The sequence below is a fragment of the Stenotrophomonas sp. C3(2023) genome, from assembly GCF_032911385.1.
Lineage (GTDB): Bacteria > Pseudomonadota > Gammaproteobacteria > Xanthomonadales > Xanthomonadaceae > Stenotrophomonas.
In genome coordinates this window covers 1951346-1975344 of sequence record NZ_JAWJLO010000001.1, presented here as the reverse complement: position 1 = coordinate 1975344, position 23999 = coordinate 1951346, and the positions used below count along the sequence as shown (strand labels likewise).

General features: G+C 66.8%; 26 protein-coding genes. All 26 read right to left on the bottom strand.

All coding sequences use genetic code 11. From position 1 onward, the window contains the following. On the bottom strand, positions 1 to 1050 hold a 1050-nt coding region (locus RZA67_RS08690; RefSeq protein WP_317212327.1), incomplete at its 3' end, for an FHIPEP family type III secretion protein. Then, positions 1047 to 2177, bottom strand: coding sequence for a flagellar biosynthesis protein FlhB (gene flhB / locus RZA67_RS08685; RefSeq protein WP_317212326.1), 1131 nt, complete (start codon positions 2175 to 2177; stop codon positions 1047 to 1049). The genes RZA67_RS08690 and flhB, both read right to left, overlap by 4 nt. Before the next feature lie 152 nt (positions 2178 to 2329). After that, positions 2330 to 4435 carry an EAL domain-containing protein gene (locus RZA67_RS08680; RefSeq protein WP_317212324.1) on the bottom strand — a complete coding sequence of 702 codons (2106 nt, stop codon included), beginning with the start codon at positions 4433 to 4435 and terminating at the stop codon, positions 2330 to 2332. Positions 4436 to 4681: 246 nt separating this feature from the next. Further along, a complete protein-coding gene (fliR, locus tag RZA67_RS08675) occupies positions 4682 to 5473 on the bottom strand; it encodes a flagellar biosynthetic protein FliR (RefSeq protein ID WP_317212323.1) in 792 nt (263 codons plus the stop codon). Positions 5474 to 5480: 7 nt separating this feature from the next. Then, positions 5481 to 5750 carry a flagellar biosynthetic protein FliQ gene (locus tag RZA67_RS08670; RefSeq protein ID WP_317212322.1) on the bottom strand — a complete coding sequence of 90 codons (270 nt, stop codon included), beginning with the start codon at positions 5748 to 5750 and terminating at the stop codon, positions 5481 to 5483. 31 nt (positions 5751 to 5781) lie between these two features. Then, on the bottom strand, positions 5782 to 6552 hold the full coding sequence (fliP, locus tag RZA67_RS08665) for a flagellar type III secretion system pore protein FliP (protein ID WP_317212321.1): 771 nt from the start codon (positions 6550 to 6552) through the stop codon (positions 5782 to 5784). 1 nt (position 6553) lies between these two features. After that, complete coding sequence (gene fliO, locus RZA67_RS08660) at positions 6554 to 6949, bottom strand: flagellar biosynthetic protein FliO (RefSeq protein ID WP_317212320.1); 396 nt, start codon at positions 6947 to 6949, stop codon at positions 6554 to 6556. Continuing rightward, entirely contained in the window at positions 6949 to 7293 is a 345-nt protein-coding gene (gene fliN, locus RZA67_RS08655) for a flagellar motor switch protein FliN (RefSeq protein ID WP_317212319.1), read from the bottom strand. Before fliN ends, fliO begins: the two co-directional genes overlap by 1 nt. Beyond that, positions 7290 to 8294 carry a flagellar motor switch protein FliM gene (fliM, locus tag RZA67_RS08650; RefSeq protein ID WP_317212318.1) on the bottom strand — a complete coding sequence of 335 codons (1005 nt, stop codon included), beginning with the start codon at positions 8292 to 8294 and terminating at the stop codon, positions 7290 to 7292. The genes fliN and fliM overlap by 4 nt, the downstream gene beginning before the upstream one ends. 9 nt (positions 8295 to 8303) lie before the next feature. After that, complete coding sequence (locus RZA67_RS08645) at positions 8304 to 8822, bottom strand: flagellar basal body-associated FliL family protein (RefSeq protein WP_317212317.1); 519 nt, start codon at positions 8820 to 8822, stop codon at positions 8304 to 8306. A gap of 220 nt (positions 8823 to 9042) precedes the next feature. Then, on the bottom strand, positions 9043 to 10176 hold the full coding sequence (locus RZA67_RS08640; protein WP_317212316.1) for a flagellar hook-length control protein FliK: 1134 nt from the start codon (positions 10174 to 10176) through the stop codon (positions 9043 to 9045). Continuing rightward, the gene (gene fliJ / locus RZA67_RS08635) at positions 10173 to 10631 is read right to left on the bottom strand and encodes a flagellar export protein FliJ (RefSeq protein WP_317212314.1); all 459 of its coding nucleotides are present in this window, start codon (positions 10629 to 10631) and stop codon (positions 10173 to 10175) included. Before fliJ ends, RZA67_RS08640 begins: the two co-directional genes overlap by 4 nt. Before the next feature lie 3 nt (positions 10632 to 10634). Then, entirely contained in the window at positions 10635 to 12032 is a 1398-nt protein-coding gene (locus RZA67_RS08630) for a FliI/YscN family ATPase (protein WP_317212313.1), read from the bottom strand. Further along, positions 12029 to 12649 carry a FliH/SctL family protein gene (locus tag RZA67_RS08625; protein ID WP_317213968.1) on the bottom strand — a complete coding sequence of 207 codons (621 nt, stop codon included), beginning with the start codon at positions 12647 to 12649 and terminating at the stop codon, positions 12029 to 12031. Before RZA67_RS08625 ends, RZA67_RS08630 begins: the two co-directional genes overlap by 4 nt. Positions 12650 to 12669: 20 nt before the next feature. Further along, positions 12670 to 13671, bottom strand: coding sequence for a flagellar motor switch protein FliG (fliG, locus tag RZA67_RS08620; RefSeq protein ID WP_317212312.1), 1002 nt, complete (start codon positions 13669 to 13671; stop codon positions 12670 to 12672). Further along, positions 13664 to 15310, bottom strand: a complete 1647-nt coding sequence (fliF, locus tag RZA67_RS08615) for a flagellar basal-body MS-ring/collar protein FliF (protein ID WP_317212311.1) — start codon at positions 15308 to 15310, stop codon at positions 13664 to 13666. Before fliF ends, fliG begins: the two co-directional genes overlap by 8 nt. A 12-nt stretch (positions 15311 to 15322) precedes the next feature. Continuing rightward, the gene (gene fliE / locus RZA67_RS08610) at positions 15323 to 15688 is read right to left on the bottom strand and encodes a flagellar hook-basal body complex protein FliE (RefSeq protein WP_317212310.1); all 366 of its coding nucleotides are present in this window, start codon (positions 15686 to 15688) and stop codon (positions 15323 to 15325) included. Positions 15689 to 15912: 224 nt separating this feature from the next. Beyond that, positions 15913 to 16332 carry a hypothetical protein gene (locus RZA67_RS08605; RefSeq protein ID WP_317212309.1) on the bottom strand — a complete coding sequence of 140 codons (420 nt, stop codon included), beginning with the start codon at positions 16330 to 16332 and terminating at the stop codon, positions 15913 to 15915. A 143-nt stretch (positions 16333 to 16475) separates the two neighbouring features. Next, entirely contained in the window at positions 16476 to 17960 is a 1485-nt protein-coding gene (locus RZA67_RS08600; protein WP_317212308.1) for a sigma-54 dependent transcriptional regulator, read from the bottom strand. Next, on the bottom strand, positions 17957 to 18334 hold the full coding sequence (locus tag RZA67_RS08595; protein WP_317212307.1) for a response regulator transcription factor: 378 nt from the start codon (positions 18332 to 18334) through the stop codon (positions 17957 to 17959). Before RZA67_RS08595 ends, RZA67_RS08600 begins: the two co-directional genes overlap by 4 nt. A gap of 12 nt (positions 18335 to 18346) precedes the next feature. After that, positions 18347 to 19756, bottom strand: coding sequence for an RNA polymerase factor sigma-54 (gene rpoN / locus RZA67_RS08590; RefSeq protein ID WP_317212306.1), 1410 nt, complete (start codon positions 19754 to 19756; stop codon positions 18347 to 18349). A 241-nt stretch (positions 19757 to 19997) separates the two neighbouring features. Next, entirely contained in the window at positions 19998 to 20630 is a 633-nt protein-coding gene (locus RZA67_RS08585) for a response regulator transcription factor (RefSeq protein ID WP_317212305.1), read from the bottom strand. A 94-nt stretch (positions 20631 to 20724) separates the two neighbouring features. After that, positions 20725 to 21303, bottom strand: coding sequence for a PilZ domain-containing protein (locus tag RZA67_RS08580; RefSeq protein WP_317212304.1), 579 nt, complete (start codon positions 21301 to 21303; stop codon positions 20725 to 20727). Then, positions 21300 to 21617 carry a hypothetical protein gene (locus tag RZA67_RS08575; protein WP_317212303.1) on the bottom strand — a complete coding sequence of 106 codons (318 nt, stop codon included), beginning with the start codon at positions 21615 to 21617 and terminating at the stop codon, positions 21300 to 21302. The genes RZA67_RS08580 and RZA67_RS08575 overlap by 4 nt, the downstream gene beginning before the upstream one ends. Beyond that, positions 21614 to 22027, bottom strand: coding sequence for a flagellar export chaperone FliS (fliS, locus tag RZA67_RS08570; RefSeq protein ID WP_317212302.1), 414 nt, complete (start codon positions 22025 to 22027; stop codon positions 21614 to 21616). Before fliS ends, RZA67_RS08575 begins: the two co-directional genes overlap by 4 nt. Positions 22028 to 22155: 128 nt before the next feature. Continuing rightward, positions 22156 to 23541: a flagellar filament capping protein FliD gene (gene fliD / locus RZA67_RS08565; RefSeq protein ID WP_317212301.1), complete on the bottom strand. Its 1386-nt coding sequence runs from the start codon at positions 23539 to 23541 to the stop codon at positions 22156 to 22158. Between the last annotated feature and the right edge of the window lie 458 nt (positions 23542 to 23999).

Below are 23999 nucleotides of genomic sequence, written 5' to 3'. Positions count from 1 at the left end.
GGCGCCCCGGGCGGGGGCGCTGGGGGCGGGGGCCGCGGGGGTGGAGCCCGCGCCCGGCTGGGTCCTGCGCCAGATCTTCCAGGCGACGAAACCCAGCAGGGCGGACAGCGAAAGGAAGGCCACATTGGGCATGCCCGGCACCAGGCCGACCACGCCCATGATGACTGCCGCGATGGTCAGTGCGCGGTACTGGCCGAACACCTGGCCCATCATCGCCTGGCTCATGTCCTGCGAGCGCGAGGCGCGGGTGACCAGCATCGCCACCGCACTGGACACCAGCAGGGCCGGCAGCTGTGCCACCAGGCCGTCACCGATGGAGAGCAGGGTGTAGGTCGCCGCTGCATCGCCAAAGGCCATGTTGTGCTGGAGCATGCCTACGGCCAGGCCGCCAAGCAGGTTGATGAACAGGATCAGGATGCCGGCAATGGCATCGCCGCGGATGAACTTGCTGGCACCGTCCATCGCACCGTAGAAATCCGCTTCCTCGCGCACTTCCTCGCGCCGGACCTTGGCTTCTTCGCGCGTCAACAGACCGGCGTTGAGATCGGCGTCGATGGCCATCTGCTTGCCGGGCATGGCGTCGAGGATGAAGCGCGCGGTCACTTCCGAGACGCGGCCGGCACCTTTGGTGATGACCACGAAATTGATGATCGTCAGGATCGCGAACACCACGATGCCCACGGCGTAGTTGCCGCCGATGACAAACTCACCGAAGGCGGCGATGACCTTGCCGGCGGCTTCATGGCCGTTCTGGCCGTTGAGCAGGATCACCCGCGTCGAGGCGACGTTCAGCGCCAGCCGCAGCATGGTGGTGATCAGCAGCACGATCGGGAAGATGGTGAAGTCCAGCGGCCGTTTCACGTACACCACCGCCAGCAGCACCATCAGCGAGATGGCGATGTTGAAGGTGAACAGCGCATCGAGCACCGGGGCTGCCAGCGGCACCACCACCATGGCCAGCAGGGCCAGAACGATCAGCGGGGCGCCAAGGCCCTGGCGGATCATGCCCAGGGCGCGCCGCACGCCAGGGCTTGCCAGCTGGGCGCTCATGGCGTGCCTCCGGCCGGGTATTCATCCACCGCCACATGCGGCGCGCCGGGCATCGGCCCGGTGCGCCAGGCGCGCAGCTGGTAGACGTAGGACAGCACCTGGGCGACAGCGGAATACAGTCTCACGGGGATTTCCTTTCCAAGTTCCCCTTCCCTATACAAGGCGCGTGCCAAAGGCGGGGCCGAGACGATGGCCACCCTGTTGCCGTCGGCCACCTGGCGGATGCGCAATGCGGTCTCGTCCACGCCGAGGGCCACCACGGTAGGGGCACCCATCTTCGAGCCCTCATACTTGAGTGCGACCGCGTAATGGGTCGGATTGACCACCACCACGTCGGCAGTAGGCACCGCTTCCATCATCCGGCGGTTGGCCATCTGGTGCTGCAGCTGGCGGATGCGGCCTTTCACCTCCGGGCTGCCGTCGCTCTCCTTGAGCTCGCGGCGCAGCTCCTCGCGGGTCATCTTCAGTTTGCGCATCCAGTTCCAACGCTGGTATGGCGCATCGATGGCGGCGAGCAGGGCCATTGCGGCCGCCGTGGCCAGCAGCAGCTTCAAGGTGAAGCCCAGACCATGGATCACCGCGTTTTCGAGCGACTGGTGCAGCAGCCCGCGCAGCATGTCGATGCCGCTGACGACCACCATGCCGGCGGCGGTGCCGACGAAGGCCACGCGCAGCAGCGACTTGGTGAACTCGGCGATGGCCTCCGGCCCGTACAGCCGCTTGAGCCCAGCTGCAGGGCTGAGCCGTTTCGGGTCGGGCATCATCGCTTTGGACGACCAGCGCAGGCCGCCCATCACCAGCGGCGCGATGAAGCTGGCCAGCAGGCAGATGACCACCAGCGGTGCGATGACCAGCAGCAGGCGCAGCAACAGTTCGCCAAACCAGCCCAGCAGCTCGGCCGGGTTCTGCCGCAGCGTCGGCTCGGGGCTGAAGGCCTGGTGCATCCAGCCGGTGGCGCCGCGGGCGAGCATGCCGCCGCAGGCCATCATGCCGAGCACGCCCGCGCCGAACACTGCCGCCGTTCCCAGCTCGCGCGAGCGGGGCAGGTTGCCCTGCTCGCGCGCATCGCGCAGGCGCTTTTCGGTAGGTTGTTCGGTTTTTTCGCCAGCCGATTCGTTCTCTGACATCGGGCCAGGATCCAGGGGAGAGGGTGCTCACCAGGCTGCAAGAACCGTTCCAGTGGGCCGGCTGCGAATGCCGGCACGCTGCCGGACGGGCATGCGGCCCGGTACCGGCAGGACGAGACCTGCCCGGGAGAGGGCCGCAGGCCCCGCAGCAACTAGCTCCGGGTCAGTACCACCCGCGGGCGGCGCTCGGCATACAGCTGCGCGAAGCGCTCTGCCCCTACGGGCCGTCCCAGTAGATAGCCCTGCAGGTAGTTGCAGCCCAGCCGCTCAAGATAGGCGCGCTGCGCGGCGGTCTCCACGCCTTCGGCAACAATGTCCATGTCCAGCGCATGGCCCAGCGCGACCACGGCCGAAACGATGACCACATCCTCCTGGCTGTGCTCCAGGTCACGCACGAAGGCGTGGTCGATCTTCAGCTCGGTTGCCGGCAGACGTTTGAGGTAGAGCAGGCTGGAATACCCCGTACCAAAATCATCGATGGAGATCCCTACGCCCAATGCGGCGAGGGCATGCAACAGACCCACACTGGTTTCGGTGTCGCGCATGACCGTGCCTTCGGTGATCTCCAGGACCAGGCTGCGCGGTGGCAGGTCGTGCTGTACCAGCGCCTGCTGGACGTCCTGCAGCAGCGTGGATGAGGTGAACTGCAGCGGCGACAGGTTGACCGCGATCGTCCAGTCGGTGTGCCCCTGCTCGTGCCACTGGCGCAGCTGTCGGCAGGCTTCGCGCAGCGCCCAGCGGCCGATGTCACAGATCACGCCGCTGCGCTCGGCCAGACGGATGAAGCTGTCCGGTGGGACCAGACCGCGCTCAGGGTGCTGCCAGCGGATCAGCGCTTCGGCGCCGCACACGTGCTGCGTGCTGGCCAGCACCTTGGGCTGGTAGTGCAGGAGCAGTTCGCCGTTGCTCACCGCGCGGCGGAGATCGGCCAGCAGCCGGAACTGCTGCTCGGCGCTGTCCTGCATCGCATCGGAATACATCATGTAGCGGTTGCGACCGGCATCCTTGGCCTGGTACATCGCCGCGTCGGCGAAGGCCATCAGCTGCCGTTCGCTGGCTGCATGGTCCGGGCACAGGGCAATGCCGACGCTTGCCGTGATCTGCATGTCGCGGGCTGGTACCAGATCGGCAGAATCCAGCGCCTGCAGCAGTCGCTGTGCATACAGGCCGATGTCCTGTCCCGGCGCCATGTCCACCACCAGCACGAACTCATCACCGCCCAGCCGGGCCAGCATGTCACTGGGGCGCAGCAGGCGGCCGATGCGCTCACTGACCGCCACCAGGAGCGCATCGCCGGCCTGGTGCCCGTACACGTCGTTGACCTGTTTGAAGCCATCCAGGTCGAGGAACATCACGGCAAAACGTCCGCTTTCCTGCTCGGCGGTAACGAGCGCGCGCTCGATGCGCTGCTGCAGCAGCCGCCGGTTCGGCAGTCGGGTGAGCGGGTCGTGCAGGGCCGCCTGGGTCAGTTCGTGCTGCGCGTCGCTGAGCGAGTCACTCAGCGTGGCGTTGCGCATGCGCAGCAGTTGGCTCTCGAGGCGCTGCTCCATCCACGACAGCCCCAGCGCCATGCCCAGGATCAGCACCGTGAACACCACCACCAGCAGGGCCAGCGATGTGGCCGGCAGTCCAGCGTCGCCGGCTGCGCCGCAGATGCTGTTGGACGGGAACCGCGCGGCAGCCATGCCGGTGTAGTGCATGCCGCAGATGCCCACCGCGAGCAGGGTGGCGGAAGTGATCCGTTTGCGGAGACCTGGACGGGTGCGCAGGTGGAAGGCGATGTACAGCGCGCTCCACGAGGCGGCCACGGCCACGAACAGCGAGAGGGCCACCCAGCCGGGATGCCACTCGATGCCCGGCTCCATCTGCATGGCCGCCATGCCCACGTAGTGCATGGTGGCGATGCCGGCGCCCAGCAGCGCAGCGCCCCCGAACAGGCGCAGCGCTGGCAGGTCTGGAAGCGACACCAGCCAGAGTGCGAACACCGACGATCCGACCACGCAGGCCAGCGAAACAAGTGTCAGGGTCAGGCCGTAGCCGACAGGGATGGGCAGCGAGAAGGCCAGCATGCCGATGAAATGCATCGACCAGATGCCCAGCCCCATGGCGGCGCCGCCACCGAATCGCCAGGCCCATACCGAGGCATGCGCGTGGGCGGTGGTTGCCCGCGATGCCATCGCCAGCGCGGTGAACGAGGCAAGCAGTGCCACCAGCAGCGATAACGTGACCAGCCATGGATCATAGCTTCCCGCAAGCATCGGGAGTCTCCCCTGACGTTACCCGTGCACCAACCGACGGTCGGGAGCCCCCATTGCCATGGCCTGCGCGTGGCTGCTGCATCGACGCACAGGGCCCGGCGGCCCCCACTGGACTGCGACTGCGTCTGGACACTGTAACGTGACAGGCAGGGTCTGAATCAAGCCCTTGAGCGGCTGAGCTGCTCCACGGAGGCAGCCGGCGCCGCGGCGTACCGTCGGGAACGCGGTGCAACGGCAAGCTTGGGCCTACGCGTAGACTGCGCGCGCGGCGGCAAACGCGGCATCGAACAGGCGCTGGACCGGCGCAGCCATCTCGCCCGCCAGCAGGGTCAGCAGTATCAGCCCCAGCAACAGCGAGACCGGCAGACCGAGCTGGATCGGATTCAGCGCCGGTGCCGCCCGCGCCAGGACGCCAAACGCCAGGTTGACCGCCAGCATGGCCACGATCAACGGCACGGCCAGCGTCAACGCGCCGCGCAGCACGGTGAGCAGAAAGGTCGGGGCGATACTGACCAGCGCGTGCGGGTCCGGCAGCGGTGCGCCGATGGGCAGGGCGCGGTAACTGTCCACCAGCAGCGAGATCAGGGCCAGATGACCGTTGGCGGTGAAGAACAACAGGCCGAACAGCAGATAGAACCACTGGCCGATGACGCCTGAGCTGCCGCCGCGCATCGGATCGCTCATCTGCGCAAATGCCAGGCCGGTGCCCTGGGCGATAAGCTCGCCGGCCAGCGCGCCGGCTTCGAAGACCACCCGCAGCAGGAAGCCGATGGTGACGCCGATGGCCAGCTCGCGCAGCACGTTCAGAACGGTGACCGCATCCAGTCGCACCCATTCCGGAACGGGAGGCAGGATCGGCGCCAACGCGATCGACAGCGTGGCTGCGAGCAGGACACGCACGCGGGCAGGGACCGCACGCGTGCCGACCAGCGGCATCGCCATGACCATTGCGCCGATGCGGATCATCGTCCACATCGTGTCGCCGACCATCCCGAAGGCGCGCAGGCCGTCAGCCGCCATCTGCGTGGTGGGGTCCATCGTCGTGCTAGCCGATCAGGTGCGGAATGCGCTGGAACAGCAGGGTGGTGAACTCCACCAGGTGACCTATCAACAGGCTGCCCAGTGCGAACAGCACGGCGGTCAGGGCGGCGGCCTTGGCCACGAAGGCGATCGTCGGCTCGTTGAGCTGCGTGGCCGCCTGCACCACACCGACCACGACGCCCACCACCAATACGGTCAGCAGCAGGGGGCCGGCAACCCACAACGTGGCAATCAGGCCGCCACGCAATTCGGTCAAGGCAAGTTCGGGTGACATCGTCGGGAGTCCGGAAAGAAAGAGGCGCGGCTCAGGCCGCGTTGAAACTGGCCGCCAGCGTGCCCACGGTCAGCACCCAGCCATCGACGAGCACGAACAGCAGGATCTTGAACGGGGCCGAGACCAGCATGGGCGACAGCATCATCATGCCCATCGACATCAGCACGCTGGCCACCACCAGATCGATGATCACGAACGGGATGAAGACCAGGAAGCCGATCTCGAAGGCCGTCTTCAGTTCGCTGGTGACGAACGAGGCCACCAGCACCGGGAAGGGAATGGCGTCGGGGCTGGCATAGGTGCCGTGGCCGGCGATGCCGGCGAAGGTCATCAGGTCGGTTTCCCGGATCTGCGCCAGCATGAACGCCCGCAGCGGCTGGGTGGTCAGCGTCCACGCGCTCTGGAAGTCGATATCGCCGTTGAGATAGGGGGCCAGGCCCGCGCTCCACGCCTTCTCCCAGGTCGGCAGCATCACCATCGCGGTCAGGAACAGCGCCAGCCCCAGCAGGACCTGGTTGGAGGGCGTCTGCCCGGTACCCAGCGCCTGGCGCAGCAGGCCGAGCACGATGATGATGCGCGTGAAGGCGGTCAGCACCAGCAGCATGGACGGGATCAGAGTGATCGCCGTCATCAGCAGCAGTGTCTGCATCGGCAGGCTGACCGCCTGGCCGCCGACCTTTCCCACCTCGACATCGGGCAACGGCGCTGCCGGTGCTGCCTGGGCCAGGGCTGGCAGCAGCAGCAGCGACAACAGCATCAGCCAAGGCAGCAGGGGCGCCAGGCGCGAGCGGAGCAGGTGCATTTCAGGGATCCTTGCGCAGCCGCTGCTGGAGCAGCTGGGCGAAATTGGGGAGATTCTTCAGGTCAGGCAGACGCGGCGCGGCCGGTGGCGGCAGCGGTTGATCCAGGGTGTGCAGCGCGCTGATGCCGCCGGCGGTGACCCCCAGCAGCAGCTGCTGGCCACCCACCTCAAGCACCACCACACGCTCTTTGGCGCCAACGGCTACGCTGGCCACCACCTTCAGTCCGTCGGCGGGACGGAAACTGCTGCCGGGCATGCGCTTGAGCAGCCAGCCCAGGCCGACCACCAGCGCCAGCACGGCCAGCAGGGCGACAACGCCCCCCAGCAGGCTGGGTGCAGCCGCCTGCTGGCCAACCGGGGCAGCAGCCTGAGCGGCGGCAAACAGCGTGGCGGACATCAACGCAGTCTCCGGATCCGTTCGCTCGGGCTCACCACGTCGGTCAAGCGCACACCGAAGCGGTCGTTGATCACCACGACTTCGCCGTGTGCGATGAGCGTGCCGTTGACGAACACATCCAGCGACTCGCCTGCGCCACGCTCCAGCTCGACCACTGAACCCTGGTTGAGCTGCAGCAGGTTGCGGATCGGCAGGCGGGCGCGGCCGACTTCCAGCGACAGCGTCACCGGGACATCCAGGATCACGTCCAGGTTCAGATCAGCGCCTTGGCCGAGGCCTTCCTCGGCCTGCAGGGCACCGAACTGGGCCGGCGTTGCATCATTGGCTTGGGTTTCATCAATCATTGCGGGTCTTCCTGGATGACAGGGGCGCGCGGGCGCGTGCCCGGCGGATGGGTGGCGGTGATCTTCACGGCGTTCATGCCATTGGCGATGCCGAACTCACCGGTGAACACCGGAATGTTCTCCACACAGATCGGAATCTGCGGATTCAGGTCGATGGGCAATACATCGCCGACCTTCAACCGGGTCAGTTCGCGCAGCGTGGTGCGCTTGCTTGCTAGCACGCTGGAGAGCGTGACTTCGGCGACGTTGAGCTGCTCGCGCAGCGTGCGTCCCCAGCTTTCGTCACGGTCGTTGCGGTCGCTCTGGATGCCGGCGTCGAGCAGCTCGCGGATCGGCTCGAGCATCGAGTAGGGCAGGGTGACATGCAGGTCACCGCCGCCGCCGTCCAGCTCGACATGCAGGCGGCAGACCACCACATACTCGCGCGGGGTGACGATGTTGGCGAAATGCGGGTTTATCTCCGAGTTTATGTACTCGAAATCCACCTCCATCACCGGCGCCCAGGCTTCGCGCAGGTCGGCGAAGGTCTGCTTGAGCAGCAGGTGGATGACGCGCATTTCCGTAGCGGTGAACTCGCGGCCCTCGATACGGGTGGGATAGCGCCCGTCCCCGCCGAAGAAGTTGTCCACGATCGCGAACACCAGGGTCGGCTCGAAGACGATCAGACCGGTGCCGCGCAGCGGCTTGAAGCGGATCAGGTTGAGGTTGGTGGGTACATACAGGGAGTGCATGTAGTCGTTGAACTTGATCAGTTCGATGCCGCGAACCGACAGCTCGGCAGAGCGGCGGATCAGATTGAACAGGCCGATGCGCCACAGGCGCGCAAAGCGCTCATGGACCATCTCCAGGGTCGGCATACGGCCGCGGATGATGCGGTCCTGGCTGGCAAAATCGTAGGAACGCGCTTCGCCGCTGGGTGGCTCCGGCTCGGTTTCCACCGAGCCGCTGTCAACACCGTGCAGCAGGGCATCGATTTCATCCTGTGACAGCAGGTCATTCATCGCCGGTCCTTACTGGGTGACGAAGCTGGTGAACAGCAGCTCGTCGGCGCCGGGTTTGCCGGTTTCCGCCTTGAGTACCTTCTGCACGGTGGCCAAGGCATCTGCCTGCAGCTTCTGCTTGCCGGCCACGTCGGCGATCTGGGCCGCGCTCACCTGGGAGAACAGCATCAACAGGTTGGCGCGGATGGCCGGTGCATGGGTTTTGATCGCCTCCAGAGCAGCGGCGTCGCGGGTCATCAGCTGGACCTCCACCTGCAGGTAGCGTGGCCCGTCGACAGGCCCGTTGAGGTTGACCACAAAGGCCGGGTCAAGCGGAAAGTACTGTGCCGGCGCCGGCATGGCCGGTTTCTTCTCGGCTGCCGCGGCCTTGCCATCATCGTGCCCGGGCTGGGCGAAGAACCAGACCCCGGCGCCCGCCGCGCCGGCGGCCAACACCGCGATCAGCGCGGTGACCAGCATCGGCTTGCGCGGCTTGGCGATCTTGTCCTTGTCGACGGTCTTCTTGGTTTTGTCTGCGGCTGCGGCCACTGGGAAGCTCCTGAGGGTTGCTTTCCCTGCATATGCAAGCTGCGTGCCGGAACGTCCAGGCGGGCCCGTGACGGAAAACCGGCGAGTGCGCCTTCCGGTCACGTTGCCTCAGCCCTGCTGCGCCCAATGCGTTGGGGAGGGGTCTGCCCGGCGCCATGCGGTCAGCGCCGGCGCCGGTCGCCGCGTCGCCGCCACGGGGACGCGGCGCGACGATCAATGCTCAGGCATAGGTGTCGAGCAGCCCGCGCTGGCGCGCCAGCTGCGCAGAGGAGACGTGCATCACACCGTGCGCCGGTTCTCCGTCACCAGCATCCAGACCGCTGACGCGGGGTTCGCCCGGTTTCCCGCCACCTGGGCTGTCGTGCTGGCCGACGTCGGCGTGGGCCAGCTGGAAACCCTGCTCGCCCAGCAGGTCACGCAGACGCGGCAGACTGTTTTCCAACGCCTGCCGTACGTCCACATGGGGGCTGCTGAAACTCGCCTGCACCTTGTCGCCGTCCAGCTGCAGGCGCACGTCGATGGCCCCCATATCGTCGGGATTCAACCGGATGTGGGCATGGCCGATCTTCTGGTCGGCCAGCCAGCCCACGCGGGCCCCGAGCGCCTCGTCAAAGCCGGCGTCGTTGAGCGTGGGCGTGGGTGTCGGCTCGCCGTTGAACACCGCCGCGGCCAGCAGCGGTGCGCGCACCTCGCCTGCACCTGGCAGCGCATGCAGCAACGCAGGCGCGGTCAACGGCGCGCTGTCTGCATCAGCGCCGGGTGGCCTGTTGGCGAGCAGCGCCTGCACGGCCTCGGGGAGCACGGCGTCCGCGTCCGGCGCACCAGCGTCGACCGCAATTGCCACGCCTGCGGCTGCGGGCGGGATGGCCGCCAGCGCGGGGGCCGGGGAGGGCGCCGGGCCGGTGGTACCGCCGCTCGCTGCCACCGGCGGCATGGCAGGTGCTTCATTGCTGTGCATGGCCAGCCCTGCAGACAGCGCCAGGCCAGCCAGACCAAGTGGCGGCCACGGACTGGTCTGATCGGTTTCGTCGGCAGACATTGGCGCCTGGTCAGGCGTGTCCGCGGCGGTGGTGACTGCGCCTCCGGCCGCGTCGTCCGCGCGGGAGGCGGTGGCGCTCGACGCGCTGCGCTGCCGAGCCGCCGGCGGCGGCTGGGAGCCAGGATTCTGTGCGTCCTTGTTCTTTGTCGTCTGCGCGGCGCCGGCAGGCGACTCGGCGGAACGCCGCGACTGACCGTGCAGTACCCGGTCGAAGCCCGTTCTTTCGGCGTGGCCCTCGCTGCGCGCAGGGGCGGAACCGGCACCGGTGCCGCTGGTGCCTGCGTTTGAGGACGTCAGCAGCGCGGCGGGGTTCATGCCTGCCCCCCGTTATCGCGGTCGGCGCCCTGCTGCTGCCGCACGCGGCGCGCGCCCAGATCGTCCATTTCACGCTGGTCGCGGCGCTCGGCCACTACGTTCTCCTGCGCACGGTAGCTGGCGGCGAGCTGTTCAAGCACCTTCTTGTCGCGGCTGGCGAGCAGCAGACGGGCACGCTCGGCCTCCACCCGCTCGCGGTTGCTGTCCACGGTCTGCCGCTGCTGGGCCACCGCGCTGTCCAGGCGATCAAGGAAAGCGCGCCGGTTCATCAGCTGAGCCGGGCTGGTGGCTGCCATCTGTGCGTTGGCGTACTCGTCGGCGTACCGGCGCAGTTCATCCAGTCGCGACAGATGCGTGTCCAGCGAGCGCTGGCGGTCGGCCAGGTCGCGTGCCACTTCGTCCTCGTGGTCCTGTGCGCGCTTGAGCAGGGGGTCGATACGCTTGGACTGTTTCATGGTTTATGCCTCTTTTTCCACCAGGCGCGTGAGGGCGGCCTGGCTGTGAGGGAGATCAGCGGCCTTGGCCACGTCCTGGCCCAGGAACTCCAGGATCTCCGGCCAACGTTCCAGCGCCTCGTCGGTGGCCGCGTCGTTGCCCCGCTGGTATGCGCCGATGGCGATGAGGTCGCGGTTGGCGGAATAGGCCGAGACAAGACGTTTGAGCTTGCGGATGCGCAGCCGCCACGGCTCGTCGGCGATATCGGTCACGACCCGACTGACCGACGATTCCACGTCGATGGCCGGATACAGGCCGCTGTCGGCCACCCGGCGCGACAGCAGGATGTGACCGTCCAGAATCGCGCGGGCCGCATCGGCGATCGGGTCCTGCGGATCATCGCCCTCGGTCAGTACCGTGTAGAAGGCGGTGATCGAGCCACGCCCCTTGGCGCCGTTGCCGGCACGCTCGACCAGGGCGGGCAGCTTGGCGAACACTGAAGGCGGGTAGCCGCGCGTGGTCGGCGGCTCACCTACCGACAGGCCGATCTCGCGCTGCGCCTGGGCAAAGCGGGTCAGCGAATCCATCAGCAGCAGGACGTTCAACCCCTGGTCGCGGAACCATTCGGCGATGGCGGTCGCGCGATAGGCGCCGTGCAGACGGGCCAGCGGCGGTCGGTCGGCGGGACTGGCAACGACGACCGCGCGACGCAGGCCCTCTTCACCCAGCGTGCTTTCAACGAAATCACGCACTTCGCGTCCGCGTTCGCCGATCAGGCCGACAACGATCACATCCGCAGCGGTGTACCGGGTCATCATGCCGAGCAGGGTGGACTTGCCCACGCCGGAGCCTGCGAACAGGCCGACACGCTGGCCGCGACCGATCGGGAGCAGGGCATTGATGGCGCGCACACCGACGTCCAGCGGCTGGGTGATCGGTTCACGAGCCAGCGGATTGATCGCCGCGCCAGCCATGCCGACCGTGCCCTCGGCGCGGATCGGTCCCTTGCCGTCCAGCGGCACACCGTCGCTGTCGATGACCCGGCCCAGCAGGCCTTCCCCGACGTCGACGCCTCCTCGCCGGGAGGAGGGTACCACCCGGGCATTGGGCAGCAGGCCATGCAGTTCGGCACTGGGCATCAGGTAGGTGCGGTCACCGGCAAAGCCTACGACCTCGGCGTCCACCCAGCCACCGCCAACCACTTCGACCTTGCAGCTGGCCCCGAGCGGTGCTTCGCAGCCCACTGCCTCCAGGGTCAGTCCGACGGCACGGCGCAGTACGCCCTCGCGGATCAGACCGCGACCGTGGTGCGTGTCGACCTTCAGCGCGTCCAGCCGCGCTGCCAGTCGCACGTTACGCACCGCCGTCCAGTCGTTCTCCGGCAGCGGCGCGGCGGCCGTCAACGGTTGTGCGCTTGTCATGCGCCGGCTCCGGTCTGGGCAACCACGGCATCGAGCGCGCCGCGCAGACGTGCCTCGAGCGTGCCATCGATGCGCACGGCCTCGGCATGCACGCGCAGATCGCCACGGCCCAGACTCAGGTCGGGGCTCAGACGCTGCAGGGGGGTCAGCATCAGCAGCGGTTCCAGCGCGGCGATGTCATCCGGGTGCAGGCGCAGCTCGACCTCGCGGCTGGTGCCGCCCACGGCATCTATGCCCTCTTTGACCAGCTGCGCCAGCAGCTCCGGTTCGGCCTGGTAGGCACGACCGACCAGCGCACCGGCGATACGCACGGCCAGCTCGCCCAGTGCCGCCACGGCCTCGTTCTCCAACCGCACAAGCGGGCGGTTGAAGCTGTCCAGGATGCCTTCAATCTGTGCAATCAGCCGACGCACCTCGGCCTGGCCTTGGGCATGGCCATCGGCATGACCCTGTTCGAAGCCCTCCTTCTCGGCATGATCCTGGATCGCCTGGATTTCCTCCAGGGTGGGCAGCTGCAAGGGCAACTCCGGTTCCAGGTCCAGTTCCGGTGCCTCCTGCTCGACCGGCTGCAGGTCCTCCGGTTCCGGCTCGGCAACGGCCAGCAGGTCAGGCGCCATCCAGCGCACCACGTTGCTGTTCACAGCATCGCCTCCGCATTGCCGCCGATGGTGACCGTACCTTCGTCGGCCATGCGTTTGACGATGGCCAGGATTTCACGCTGTGCGGTTTCCACATCGGACAGACGCACCGGACCGCGTGCCTCCATGTCCTCCAGCAGGATCTCGGCGGCCCGCTGGGACATGTTGCGGGTGATCTTGTCGCGCACCTTGACGTCGGCGCCGCGCAGCGCCAGACCCAGGCGTTCGCCGGAGACTTCACGCAGCACCAGCTGCAGTTCGCGGTCCTCCAGGTCGACCAGGTCGTCGAACACAAACATCAGGTCCTGGATGCGGCCGCTCAGCGGCGCATCCACGCGGGCGATCTCGCCCAGGATGGCCTGGTCCTGGCCGCCATCCATGAAGTTCAGGATGTTGGCCGCGCACTGCACGCCACCGATGTTGGAGCTTTTCAGATTCTGGTTGCCGGCAAACTGGCGTTCCATGATCTCGTTGAGCTCATTGAGCGCGTTGGGTGGAATACCGTCGAGCGTGGCGATACGCAGCAGCACGTCGACGCGGGTGCGTTCGGGCAGCAGCTTGAGTGCGTCGGCGGCCTGGTCGGTTTCCAGATGCGCCATGACGATGGCGATGATCTGCGGGTGCTCGTTGCGCACCAGGTCGGCCACCGCACGCGGGTCCATCCACTTCAGCGCGTCCAGGCCGGTGGTGTTGCGGCCGAGCAGGATACGGTCGATCAGGTTGCCGGCCTTCTCGCTGCCCAGCGCCTGCACCAGCATGTTGCGGATGTAGTCATCCGAGCCGACGCCCAGCGAGGTCTTGGACAGCAGTTCGGCGTTGAACTGTTCCATGACCCGCTCGACCTGGTCGCGCGAGATGTCGGTCATCGTTGCCATGGCGATGCCGATCTTCTGCACCTCCTTGGGCTCCATGTGACGCAGCACCTCGGCCGCGTCCAGCTCACCCAGCGAGAGCAGCAGGACTGCGGCGTTCTGCACGCCGCTGAGTTGCGCGTCAGTCATTGGCCACCCAGCCCTTGACCACCATGGCCACACGCTTGGAATCGGTCTTCACCGCTTCTCTTGCCATCCGCAGTCGTTCCTCATAGGTATCCACCGGCAGCGCAAGCGGCTCCCGGCCATGTGCTGCACCGCGCTCATTGGCCAGTGCCGGCAGCGGCTCGCCGTCTTCGTCCACCAGCTGCACGTCGGCCAGCTGCGGCTCTTCGCCGATTGCCTCGATCTTCCTGCTCTGGCCGGTGATGCCGCGCATCGCCGGGCGCAGCACGCCGAAGACCAGAGCCAGCAGCACCAATGCGCCGAGCACAAGGCGCAACCCATCACGCACCGCCGGAATCTCCCACCAGTTCGGCGCAGGGTCTGGCGTGGTATCGCGCACGAAGGGAGCATTCATCACCGACACCGTGTCGCCGCGCTCGGCATCAAAGCCGACCGCCTGCTTCACCAGTGCCTCGATTCGGGTCAGCTCGGCCGCTGGCAGCGGCTGCTCGGTGATCCTGCCATCGGCGCCGGGACGCGGCACGTTGTCCAGCAGCACCGCCACCGATACCCGCTTGATCCGGCCCGCCGGCTGGCGGGTGTGCTGCAGCGTGCGGTCCAGCTCGTAGTTGCGGGTCGAGTTGCGCGAGGTCTCGGTCGGCGCCTGCGCCGTCTGCGGGGCCGGCGCCGCGCCAGGCGGCGTATTGCTGGCCGCGCCCGGCACGCCCTGCGGACCAGGAGTGCTGGAGCTGTTCTCACTCAGCTGTTCGCTGCGCACCTTGGCCGGTTCGCCGTTGTACAGCTCGCGGGCCTCTTCGATGGTGGAGAAATCCATGTCCACGCTGACTTCCGGGTTGACCCGTCCCGGGCCGGTCATCGGTTCAAGCAGTTCCCGGATACGCTGGTTGAACGACGTTTCCTGCCGGCGCACCTGTTCGAACTGGGCGGCATTGAGCGCCGCTTCGCTGTTCGGGTCGGACACGCTGAGCATGCGGCCGTTCTGGTCAACCACCGTCACCCGCTCCGGGGCAAGGTCGGGGATGCTGGCCGCGACCATATGCACGATCGCCTCCACCTGACCGCGCTCAAGCTGCTGTCCGCCGCGCAGTTCCAGCGTCACCGAGGCACTGGCAACGTCACGCTGACGGGTGAACGCGCTGGGCTTGGGGATGGCCAGGTGCACGCGCGAGTCACGCACCGGCCGCAGGGTGTTGATCGTGCGCGACAGCTCGGTTTCCATCGCGTGCTGGTAGCGCGCGCTCTCCACGAACTGGCTGACGCCGAAGCCGGGATCACGCTCCATCAGCTCAAAGCCCAGACGGCCACTGTCGGTGAGTCCCGAGCCGGCCAGCTTGAGCCGCGCATCGTGCAGGTTTTTTTCCGGCACGGTGATCGCGCCGGTGGCCGGATCCATCTCAAAGGGGATCTGCGCCGCCCGCAGCAGGTCGGTGGCCTCGGCGGTGGCTTTCTGGTCAAGCCCGGTGTACAGCGGTACATAGCCGGGCTTCTGGGACCAGAAGAACACGGCCAGGCCGGCGGCCACAGCCACCGCGATCATCGCCATCAGGCCAAGCCTGCGGGCGATCTGCAGGCTTTGCAGACGATCGAACCACTGCCCGGCCTTCTCGGCGTTGAGCGATTCCTTGGAGAGGGTCAGGGCCATCGGCGCAATTCCTTACAGCGGCATGTTCATCACGTCCTGGTAGGCCTGGACGAGACGGTTGCGGACTTCCACGGTGGCGCGGAAGGCGATCTGGGATTCCTGGGCGGCCACCATCACCTTGGCCAGGTCGGCGCCAGGCTTGCCCAGCTCGAAGTCATTGCGCAACGTGCCTGCGACCTGCTGTGAGTCGTTCACCGCCGAAATCGCACCGCGCAGGGTCTCGGTGAAGCTGGGCAGATTGGCCGGCGCGGTGCGGTCGATCTGGGTCGGGATGGCATTGGTGCGTGGGGTTTCGGCCAGTGGGTTGGCAGCCGGCGGGGCCACCTGGGTCTGGTAGCTGCGGATCTGCGAAAGGATCGAAGTGACGGAATGAGTCATTGAAACGATTCCATGGAACGGGGTGTGAGGGCTTGCACGGGCAACATTGCAAGAGCCGTGCCGAAATGCCGGAACCGTTCAGCTGCGTGGGTATGAACAGGGGAATCCGCGTGCCGGACCCGTCCATGACGCGTGAGCCCGGCGTCGCGTCAGCGAACCGACGCCGGTTTTCCGTCCAGGAGCCTGAGCAAGTGGCGAGGGCACCGCAACACCACCGCACCGGCTCAGCGGGTCAGTGCCCAGGTGCCACCATTCTGTCGCTGGCGGGGCAGTACCGGGCCATCTTCCTGGGTGAAGACAAAACGGCCGCCATTGCCGGTCAGGCAGGTGAGCAGCAGTCGATAGCGTGCCACGCCACCCTCAAATGCTTCGGTGAACCTGATTTCGCCCACGTGCGGAGCGAGCAGCGAGTAGGTGTAGGTGCCGGCGAACTGCTGGCCGGTGCCAAGCGGAGCCAGGCTGTAGGTCGTGTGCTGGAACTCCAGCTGCACCAGGCGTCCGGCATGGGGGTTGCCGGGCTGGTACAGCGGATCGGTCTGATTGATCATCTGGCGCCCATGCAGACTGGCCGGGAGCAGGCAGTCCGCGGCCGCGAGGGCAGGAGCGAGCAGGCAGGCGAGCATGAATGCAGCGGGCATGATCATGATGGGTCTCCCAGCGTGGTCGGGCGTTTATTGACACGCACACGCGTTGCCGGGGTCCATACGGAAATCTTCAAGCCGCGGCCGGTGACGGCCGACACAGAAACGCCCGGGCGAGCCCGGGCGTCGGTGGCAGCGGCTTGCCCTCAGCTGCTCAGTTCGGTCTGGTCACGTTCGATGCCGTACTTGCGCAGCTTCTCCACCAGCGTGGTGCGGCGAAGGCCCAGCAGCTGGGCGGCATGGGCGACCACACCCTGTGTGCGGTCCAGTGCCTCATGGATCAGCTTCAGTTCGATGTTGGCCATGTGGTGGCGCAGATCCAGACCGTCGTCGGGCAGCGTGGTGTTCGATGCATCGGCGCCCGCGGGCGGTGCATGGAACGAGAAACTGCGCAGGTCCAGGCGCTCCTCTCCAGCCGCTTCGCTGGCAACGGCCGGCAGGGCGGTGGGGGCCGGACGTGCCGGGGCCAGTGGCACATCGGGCCGGTAGCGGGCCGGAAGGTCCTGTACCCTCACCAGGCCGGCCGGATGCAGCACAGCCAGGCGCTCGACGAGGTTGGTCAGTTCGCGGACATTTCCCGGCCACGGGTAGGCCGCTAATGCCTGCAGCGCTTCCGGCGCAAAGCGGACTTCGCCGCGACCGGTACGGCCGAGCTGGGCGGCAATGGTCTGCACCAGCGAGGGCAGATCCTCGGCGCGCTCGCGAAGCGCAGGCACCTCGATGGGGAAGACATTGAGGCGGTAGAAAAGGTCCTCACGGAACTTGCCATCGGCGATGCGGCTTTCCAGGTCACGGTGCGTGGCAGCGATGACGCGCACGTTGCAGCGGATGGTCTGGTTGCCGCCGACGCGTTCGAAACTGCGCTCCTGCAGCACGCGCAGCAGTTTGACCTGCATCGGCAGGCTCATGTCGCCGATCTCGTCGAGCAGCAGGGTACCGCCTTCGGCCATTTCGAAACGGCCCTTGCGCGCGGTCAGCGCGCCGGTGAATGCACCCTTTTCGTGACCGAACAGCTCGCTTTCCAGCAGATCGGCCGGGATCGCGCCGCAGTTGATGGCCACAAACGGGCCGTCGCGGCGCGGTGAGCGCTGGTGGATGCTGCGCGAGACCACTTCCTTGCCGGTGCCCGATTCGCCGAGAACCAGCACGGTGGTATCAAAGGCCGCCACCTGTTCGATCATGTTGCGCAGGGCGCTCACGGCCGGCCCATCGCCGGTCGGTCCCTGTTCCTGGTGGGAACCGGCCTGGTGTTCGGCATCGAGTCGTTTCAGGCTGGCGCGGCGCAGCAACGCTTCCATCTGCGCATGACGCAACGGCGCTTCCAGGGGCCATACGTTGGCTTCGTGCAGACCGTGCTGCTGGGCAAAGGCCGCCGTGTCGCCGTCGATGAGCATGACCGGTGGCGGCAGGCTGCTCTGGCCGATCCACTGATAGAGCGCCGCACGATGCTCGCTGTCCTCCAGCGTGCCGATGATCACCGCCATCCAGTCGTTCTGACGGTTGCGCGCTGCGGAGAAATCCGCCGCGTCGGCAATCCAGCGCGGATTGAAGTCCATGAACTCGAGCAGGGCAACGGTGCGCTCGGCGCGTACCGCGTCGTTGTCCAGCACCAGAATGCGCGACTCACTCATTGTGCCGGTTCCTTCAGGCCTTCCAGGATCGGCATGACCTCCTGGATATAGGACAGTTTGCTTACAAAGTTGTCGGCGCCGGCGCGCAGCGCATGTTCACGGTGCTCGCTGTCGTCGAAGTGGCTGGCAATGACGATGTAGGGGGCGTCGTCCTGCGACTTGATCAGGCGCGTGGCCTGCAGCCCGCCCATCTCGGGCATGGCCAGGTCCATCAGCACCACATCGGGTCGCAACGTCTCGGAACGCTCGATGGCTTCCAGTCCATTGCCGGCACTGCCAATCACATCAAGCCAGTCGACCTTGCGGAAATGGCGCATGGCGGCATTGATGAAACCCTCATGGTCATCGACCAGCAGGACGGTAAGCTTGTTCATGCGCGTTGTTCCTCAGCCCGCATGGGCCATCAGCGGTTGCCTGGCGACCTGGCGGCGACGCTCGCGCGCAGGGGCGATATCCAGTTGTTCGCGGTATTTTGCGACGGTTCGACGGGCGATGTTGACGCCCTGACGCGATAGCAGGCCCGCGATGGCTTCATCGGCCAGAGGGCGGTCGGCCGGTTCGGACTCGATCAGCCGGCGTACCATGGCCTTGACGGCCTGCCCGGAGACGCTGGCACCCTCCAGACGCACGGCGAAGAAGTGCTTCAACTCGAAGGTGCCGCGTGGCGTCTGCAGGTACTTGCCGGTGGTGATGCGCGAAATCGTCGACTCGTGCATGCCGATTTCGTCGGCCACCTCCTTCAGTGTCAGCGGCGCCATCGCCTCCTCGCCACGGGTCAGGAAGGCGCCCTGGCGTTCGACGATCACCCGCGCGGTGCGCAGCAGGGTGTCGTGACGCATCAACAGGCCGCGGCTGAGCCAGCGTGCCTGGGCGAGCATGTCCTGCATCGCAGGATTGCTGTTGCCGGCCTCGGTGACCGCCTGTTCGTACTGACGATTGATGCTGATGCGGCGGCAGCTGGAGGGGTTCAGCGCGACGCGCCATTGGCCATCGGCGTGCCAGGCCAGCACGTCCGGCACCACCGAGGCATCAACGGTGGGCTGCAGGCTGTCGCCGGGGCGCGGCTGCAGCGAGAGGATCAGGCGCACCGCTTCGATCACATCCGCTGTTTCAGCGTCGTGCTGGCGGGCCAGGGCCGGATAGTCATGCGCGGCCAGCGCCTGCAGGTCGGCGGCGAGAATCTGCGAAGCCAGATGGCGTGCAGGCACGGTGCCGGGAAGTTCATGCAGCTGCGCGCGCAGGCATTCGCCCAGGTCGATTGCCGCCAGCCCGGCCGGTTCGCCATGCAGCAGGCGCTGGCGTACCGCCTCGACCTCATGGGCCGGCACATCGCAGTGGGCGCTGGCCAGCAGGGTCAGCTGATCAAGCGGCGCATCCAGGTAGCCGGCCTCGTCGCAGTGTTCCAGCCAGAATGCGGCCACGGTCAGCTCGCGAGGTGCCAGTTCCAGCGCCAGACGCTGCAGCACACGCAGCTGAGGGTCGCTGGACTCGCCGCTGGCCACACGGGCCATACGATCATCGTCGCCATCCTGCCAGCTGGCACCGGGCACGTCCCAGATCGAGCTTTCGGGCAGTTCATCGAAGGCGGCTGCATCCAGTGCCGGATCCTGGGCAGGCGGGGCGTCCACCTCTGACAGGTCGGTATCTTCAGCCTCCAGCAGCGGGTTGGAGTCCAGCGCCTGCTGGATCTCCTGCTCCAGCTGCAGTCCGGTGAGCTGCAGCAGACGGATTGACTGCAGGAGCTGCGGAGTGAGGTGCAGCTGCTGCCCGAGCTGGGCGTTGAGTGTGGTTTTCATGTTCAGGTGTCCGGCGCACGCGTCCCCGGCGTGTTGTGGAACATATCTTGCTTCGGAGCCATCCATCAGACCATAGGGGCGCGCCTGAGACTGCTGGTTGAATCCCCGACGCGATGTAGGGGATTCCCTGACTGTAGTGCGGGAAATTGGCGTCCAACCGTCGAAAACGCCGCCCGAGGGCATGCCAGCCTCTCGTCGTCGGCGCCAGGTGCGCCGGAAAACCGGCGTCCGCAGGGGTCGCTCAGCCCAGCTCGTTCTGGTGGCGCGCGGCCAGCAGCACCAGGTCGTTGGCACGCCGGCAGCCGAGCGATTCCATCATGCGGGCGCGGTGGGTTTCGACCGTTTTAACGCTGATCCCCAGATCGGCAGCCATTTCCTTGTTGCTCTGGCCCGTGCCGATACGGCGCAGGATCTCGCGCTGGCGGGGGGAGAGCGCGGCGATGCCGACCGGTTTTTCCCTGCTCAGCAAGGGTGCCAGCATCTTGGCCGAGATCTGCGGGCTCAGGAACACCTGACCGGCGTGGGCTGCCCGCAGCGCCAGTTCCAGCTCGGCCGGCGCCGCATCCTTGACCACAAAGCCGGAGGCACCGCGGTCCAGGGCGTCGCGCACGTGAGCGGCGTCGTCGTACATGGTCATCATCACCACGCGGGTGCCCGGCGCGCGCGCGCGGATGTCGGTAAGCGCTTCCAGCCCGGTCCTCCCGGGCAGAGAAAGGTCCATCAGCACGACATCGGGTGCATGCTGCAGGGCCAACTGCAGAGCCTGTTCGGCGTTGCTGGCTTCAGCCACGAGCTGGACGTCGGCAAAACCCTGCAGCAGCCGACCAAGGCCGGCCCGGACCAGCGTATGGTCATCGACGATCAGAACGCGCACAGGCTCGGGGGATAGTCACAAGGGCCCCAACCTTAGCGGAGCCGGCCCGACTAGCCAAGAGCGACAGGTCACGGTTCGGTGCGCGGGGCCTGGCTCAGCGCTGCCGACGTGCGTCTGCGATCTGTCGGCGGTGCACGCGGAACAGGTGACGTTCCATGGCCATCTCCAGTCCCTCGCCAAGCTCTTCGAAGCGCAGCCAGAGATAATGCCCGCCAGCGCCGTTGGCGGCCTCAGCGAGCACGACCACTGGCAGATCGGCATGGTCGGGCAGCCAATCACTGGGCTGCAGGCGGGCTACCCCCGCAGTACCCGCACTGGCGCCGCTGCGGGGCCCCAGTTCCAGACGGATGCCACGCCGTGACCAGCGCAGCGGTCGCAGCGGCAGTGGGTCGCCCTGCTGACGCAGCAGGCGGCCCAGCAGCATCAGGGTCAAATCAAGCTTGGCATCCAGCCGCTGCAGTGCAAGGCTGGACTCGCCGCGTTCGTCATGCTCGTCGCTGCGGCCTTCTTCCACCAGCGCGATGGTACGCAGCAGCTGCTCGGCAGCGCTGCTGCGGGTCACGCTGCTGCCGCGGATGAATGCGGCAGGCAAAGCCAGATCACAACTCAGCGTTTCGTCGAACAGCTCGGCTTCGGCCGGGTGATGGATGAGCGGGGCGGCGGGATCGTTCATGCCAGCGATTCTGCGCTCAGGTAGGCGTGGGCGGCACGCAGGGACTGATGCCCAATCTGGATGTGGGCACGCGCGGCATCCCGCAGGCTTCCCATGCGTTGCAGCAGTGCCTGCTGGGCCTGCACCAGATCGCGCACACGCGCCAGCTGCTGGGCGTCCAGGCCATGCAGGTCCAGGGCAGACAGGCTTGCATCGTGCGCGTCCAGCACTGCACTGGCCTGTGGGTAATCGTCACGGTCGAGCGCGCCGGCGAACGCCTGCAGCTGGGCCTCGAGCAGGGGCAGGGCGCCTGCGGCCGGCGTCGGGACGCTCACGGGGCGACAGCCGGTTGACGCTGGTGGTGCGGTATCGCGTTCCACGCCCCCTCGATCTCGCCGAGCAGCTCCAGGCACTCCTGCAGGGGCGCTGGATCGTTGTGCAGGTTGGCTTCGGTCAACCGCTGCATCACGTAGTCGTACAGCGAGGAAAGGTTGGCCGCGATCTCGCCGCCCGCTTCGTGATCGAGCGAGCCGTTGAGATGGCCAATGATCGCGCAGACCTCGCCGATCGCCTTGCCCTTGCGGGCCTGGTCGCCGCGCTCGAGCAGCGCCAGCGACAGGCGGACGCGCTCGAGCGCCCCGGCCAGCAGCAGGGCGACCAGCTTGTGCGGGTCGGCATCGGTGACGGCGCTCTGCACGCCCACCTTGCGGTATTGATCGGCGTACTGACGGCTGGAACCGTACATGCAGGTGTCTCCTTGGTGCAGTGCCGTGGCGCCGATGACGCTGGTGCGTCCGGCAGGGCAGCTGCGGTGTCTACTGCTTTCCATATCGGCGCGCCAGGACCCTACTTGAGGGTACGTGGCGCCCGTCGTCACTTGGCCAGCTGCGCCAGCTGGTTGGACAGCGAACTGCTGACCTGGCTCATCTTGCCCATCAGCGAGTCCAGCGCGAGGAACTGCTTCTTGTAGCGCTCGGCAACGCCCTCCATGCGCGTGTTCAAGGCGTCGCGCCGCTTTTCGATGTCTTTGAGCGTGTTGTTGATGCTCTTGGTGCGGGAGACGAAGGCGCCCTCCTTGCCGCTGGTGGTGCTGACATAGCCGTCGACCACGCTCCACAGCTTGGTCGCCGCGCCGTTGTCGCCGGTGATCGCCTGGCGGATCGCGTCGGGCTGGCTGGCGATGGCAGCATCGAACTTGGCGGTATCCAGGGTCAGGCTGCCGTCGGCGTTGGGGTAGCCGCGGGTGGTCAGGCCAAGCGTCTTGGCATCCAGCCCCGCTGCGGCCAGGTCCTTCAGCACGCTGCCCATCAGCCCGCGAAGCTGGCTCGACGCTCCGCGCATCTGCGCATCGCCGGTGAGCGAGGACGGGCTCTCGCTCTCGGCGTCGTACTTGGTCGCGTTGCCGATCGCTGCCAGCGCGCCGTTGTAGGCGGTGACGAAATCGTTCATCACCTTACGCGCGGCCGCCACGTCCGTGGCGATGGTGACCTTCGACTCGCCGGTCTTGGTCAGGTTCAAGGTCAAACCCGGCACCACGTCGGTGACCTTGTTCTCCGGATGGCTGACCGCCACGCCGTCGATGGTCAGCTTTGCATCGGCGGCTGTGGTGTTGCGGGTCATCGAGGCGGCCAGGCTCTGCAGCGCTGGATCACCGTCCTTGAAGGTCAGTGCGATGGCATTTGCGGCGCCGGTCTTCTCCTGCGACACCGATAGATACTGCGTGTCACCAGAGGTGATCAGGGTGGCCTGCACGCCGTTGGCGCGGCCAGCCTTCTCGATCTTGGTGCGGATCGAAGACAGGGTGTCGCCCTTTTCGACCTCGATCGAAAGATCTTTGGCTTTGTCTGTACCGGCACCGACGGTCAGCGTCAGGGTTCCGGCGTCGAAGGTCTTGGTCTTGCTGATGGCAGTGCCGGCAATCCATTTGTCTGCGGCAGCCAGCGACTCCACCACGATGTTGTGCGTGCCGTTGGCCGCGACATTGCTTGCGCTGGCGGTGAGAATGTCCTCGGTACCGCCTTTGATCACGCTCACGGTACGGGTGTCAAAAGCCGTGGCTGCCTTGAGGGCGGTCAGCGAAGTCTTCAGCGTGTCGAACGCCGACTTCACCGTGCCTACCGCCGAGAGCTGCATCTTGGCCTTGGACTGCTGCAGGTTCAGTGCATTGTCCGCCGGTTTGCGGTCAGCGGCGACGAGCTGGCTGACCATCCCGGAAATATCCAGGCCCGAGCCGATGCCACCGTATCCAAAGTCAGCCACGTCATTCTCCTTGTTGCCCTGCCATGCCCTGGGGCTGCACGGGTCTGCGTCAACGAAAGTAGCGGCCGCAGCCGCCTGGTCTTTAATGCAGTGCTGTCATGCATGTGGCGTGCCAGCGCAGCGGCGAGGCGTCGCACCACCGGTTGTGGCATGGCACTTGCAGTGACTTCAGGGCGGGGAGACGAACACCAGCCGCGGAAAAAAGAACCCTCCCCCGAAGCAGGGGAGGGGTCAGGTACTGATAATCGGGGGGAGACGAAGCCGCCCGTTGGTTCAGCCAAGAGGTACAACGTTGACAAGCAGGTGCCGCAGGGGCGGGCGATGCCAGGCCTTGCCAGGGGTGAAGCACCCTGGGCGGAGCATGGCCCGGACCTGAAGTACGGGAGGTTCGGATCAACGAGGTGCCGGTGCGTTGCCGGCGACCTGGCCGCCCGCGGCTGCGGGCGGCCAAGGTGTTT

Coding starts and splice junctions, on each gene's coding strand:
- RZA67_RS08600 (WP_317212308.1), bottom strand. CDS start 17,960: ATGAGTGAGTCGCGCATTCTGGTGCTGGACAACGACGCGGTACGCGCC.
- RZA67_RS08595 (WP_317212307.1), bottom strand. CDS start 18,334: ATGAACAAGCTTACCGTCCTGCTGGTCGATGACCATGAGGGTTTCATC.
- fliO (WP_317212320.1), bottom strand. CDS start 6,949: ATGTCCGCCACGCTGTTTGCCGCCGCTCAGGCTGCTGCCCCGGTTGGC.
- RZA67_RS08670 (WP_317212322.1), bottom strand. CDS start 5,750: ATGTCACCCGAACTTGCCTTGACCGAATTGCGTGGCGGCCTGATTGCC.
- fliE (WP_317212310.1), bottom strand. CDS start 15,688: ATGACTCATTCCGTCACTTCGATCCTTTCGCAGATCCGCAGCTACCAG.
- fliM (WP_317212318.1), bottom strand. CDS start 8,294: ATGAATGACCTGCTGTCACAGGATGAAATCGATGCCCTGCTGCACGGT.
- RZA67_RS08630 (WP_317212313.1), bottom strand. CDS start 12,032: ATGACAAGCGCACAACCGTTGACGGCCGCCGCGCCGCTGCCGGAGAAC.
- fliJ (WP_317212314.1), bottom strand. CDS start 10,631: ATGAAACAGTCCAAGCGTATCGACCCCCTGCTCAAGCGCGCACAGGAC.
- RZA67_RS08640 (WP_317212316.1), bottom strand. CDS start 10,176: ATGAACCCCGCCGCGCTGCTGACGTCCTCAAACGCAGGCACCAGCGGC.
- fliG (WP_317212312.1), bottom strand. CDS start 13,671: ATGACTGACGCGCAACTCAGCGGCGTGCAGAACGCCGCAGTCCTGCTG.
- fliP (WP_317212321.1), bottom strand. CDS start 6,552: ATGCACCTGCTCCGCTCGCGCCTGGCGCCCCTGCTGCCTTGGCTGATG.
- RZA67_RS08625 (WP_317213968.1), bottom strand. CDS start 12,649: ATGGCGCCTGACCTGCTGGCCGTTGCCGAGCCGGAACCGGAGGACCTG.
- rpoN (WP_317212306.1), bottom strand. CDS start 19,756: ATGAAAACCACACTCAACGCCCAGCTCGGGCAGCAGCTGCACCTCACT.
- fliR (WP_317212323.1), bottom strand. CDS start 5,473: ATGGACCCCACCACGCAGATGGCGGCTGACGGCCTGCGCGCCTTCGGG.
- flhB (WP_317212326.1), bottom strand. CDS start 2,177: ATGTCAGAGAACGAATCGGCTGGCGAAAAAACCGAACAACCTACCGAA.
- RZA67_RS08605 (WP_317212309.1), bottom strand. CDS start 16,332: ATGATCATGCCCGCTGCATTCATGCTCGCCTGCCTGCTCGCTCCTGCC.
- fliF (WP_317212311.1), bottom strand. CDS start 15,310: ATGGCCCTGACCCTCTCCAAGGAATCGCTCAACGCCGAGAAGGCCGGG.
- RZA67_RS08580 (WP_317212304.1), bottom strand. CDS start 21,303: ATGAACGATCCCGCCGCCCCGCTCATCCATCACCCGGCCGAAGCCGAG.
- RZA67_RS08680 (WP_317212324.1), bottom strand. CDS start 4,435: ATGCTTGCGGGAAGCTATGATCCATGGCTGGTCACGTTATCGCTGCTG.
- fliN (WP_317212319.1), bottom strand. CDS start 7,293: ATGATTGATGAAACCCAAGCCAATGATGCAACGCCGGCCCAGTTCGGT.
- fliS (WP_317212302.1), bottom strand. CDS start 22,027: ATGTACGGTTCCAGCCGTCAGTACGCCGATCAATACCGCAAGGTGGGC.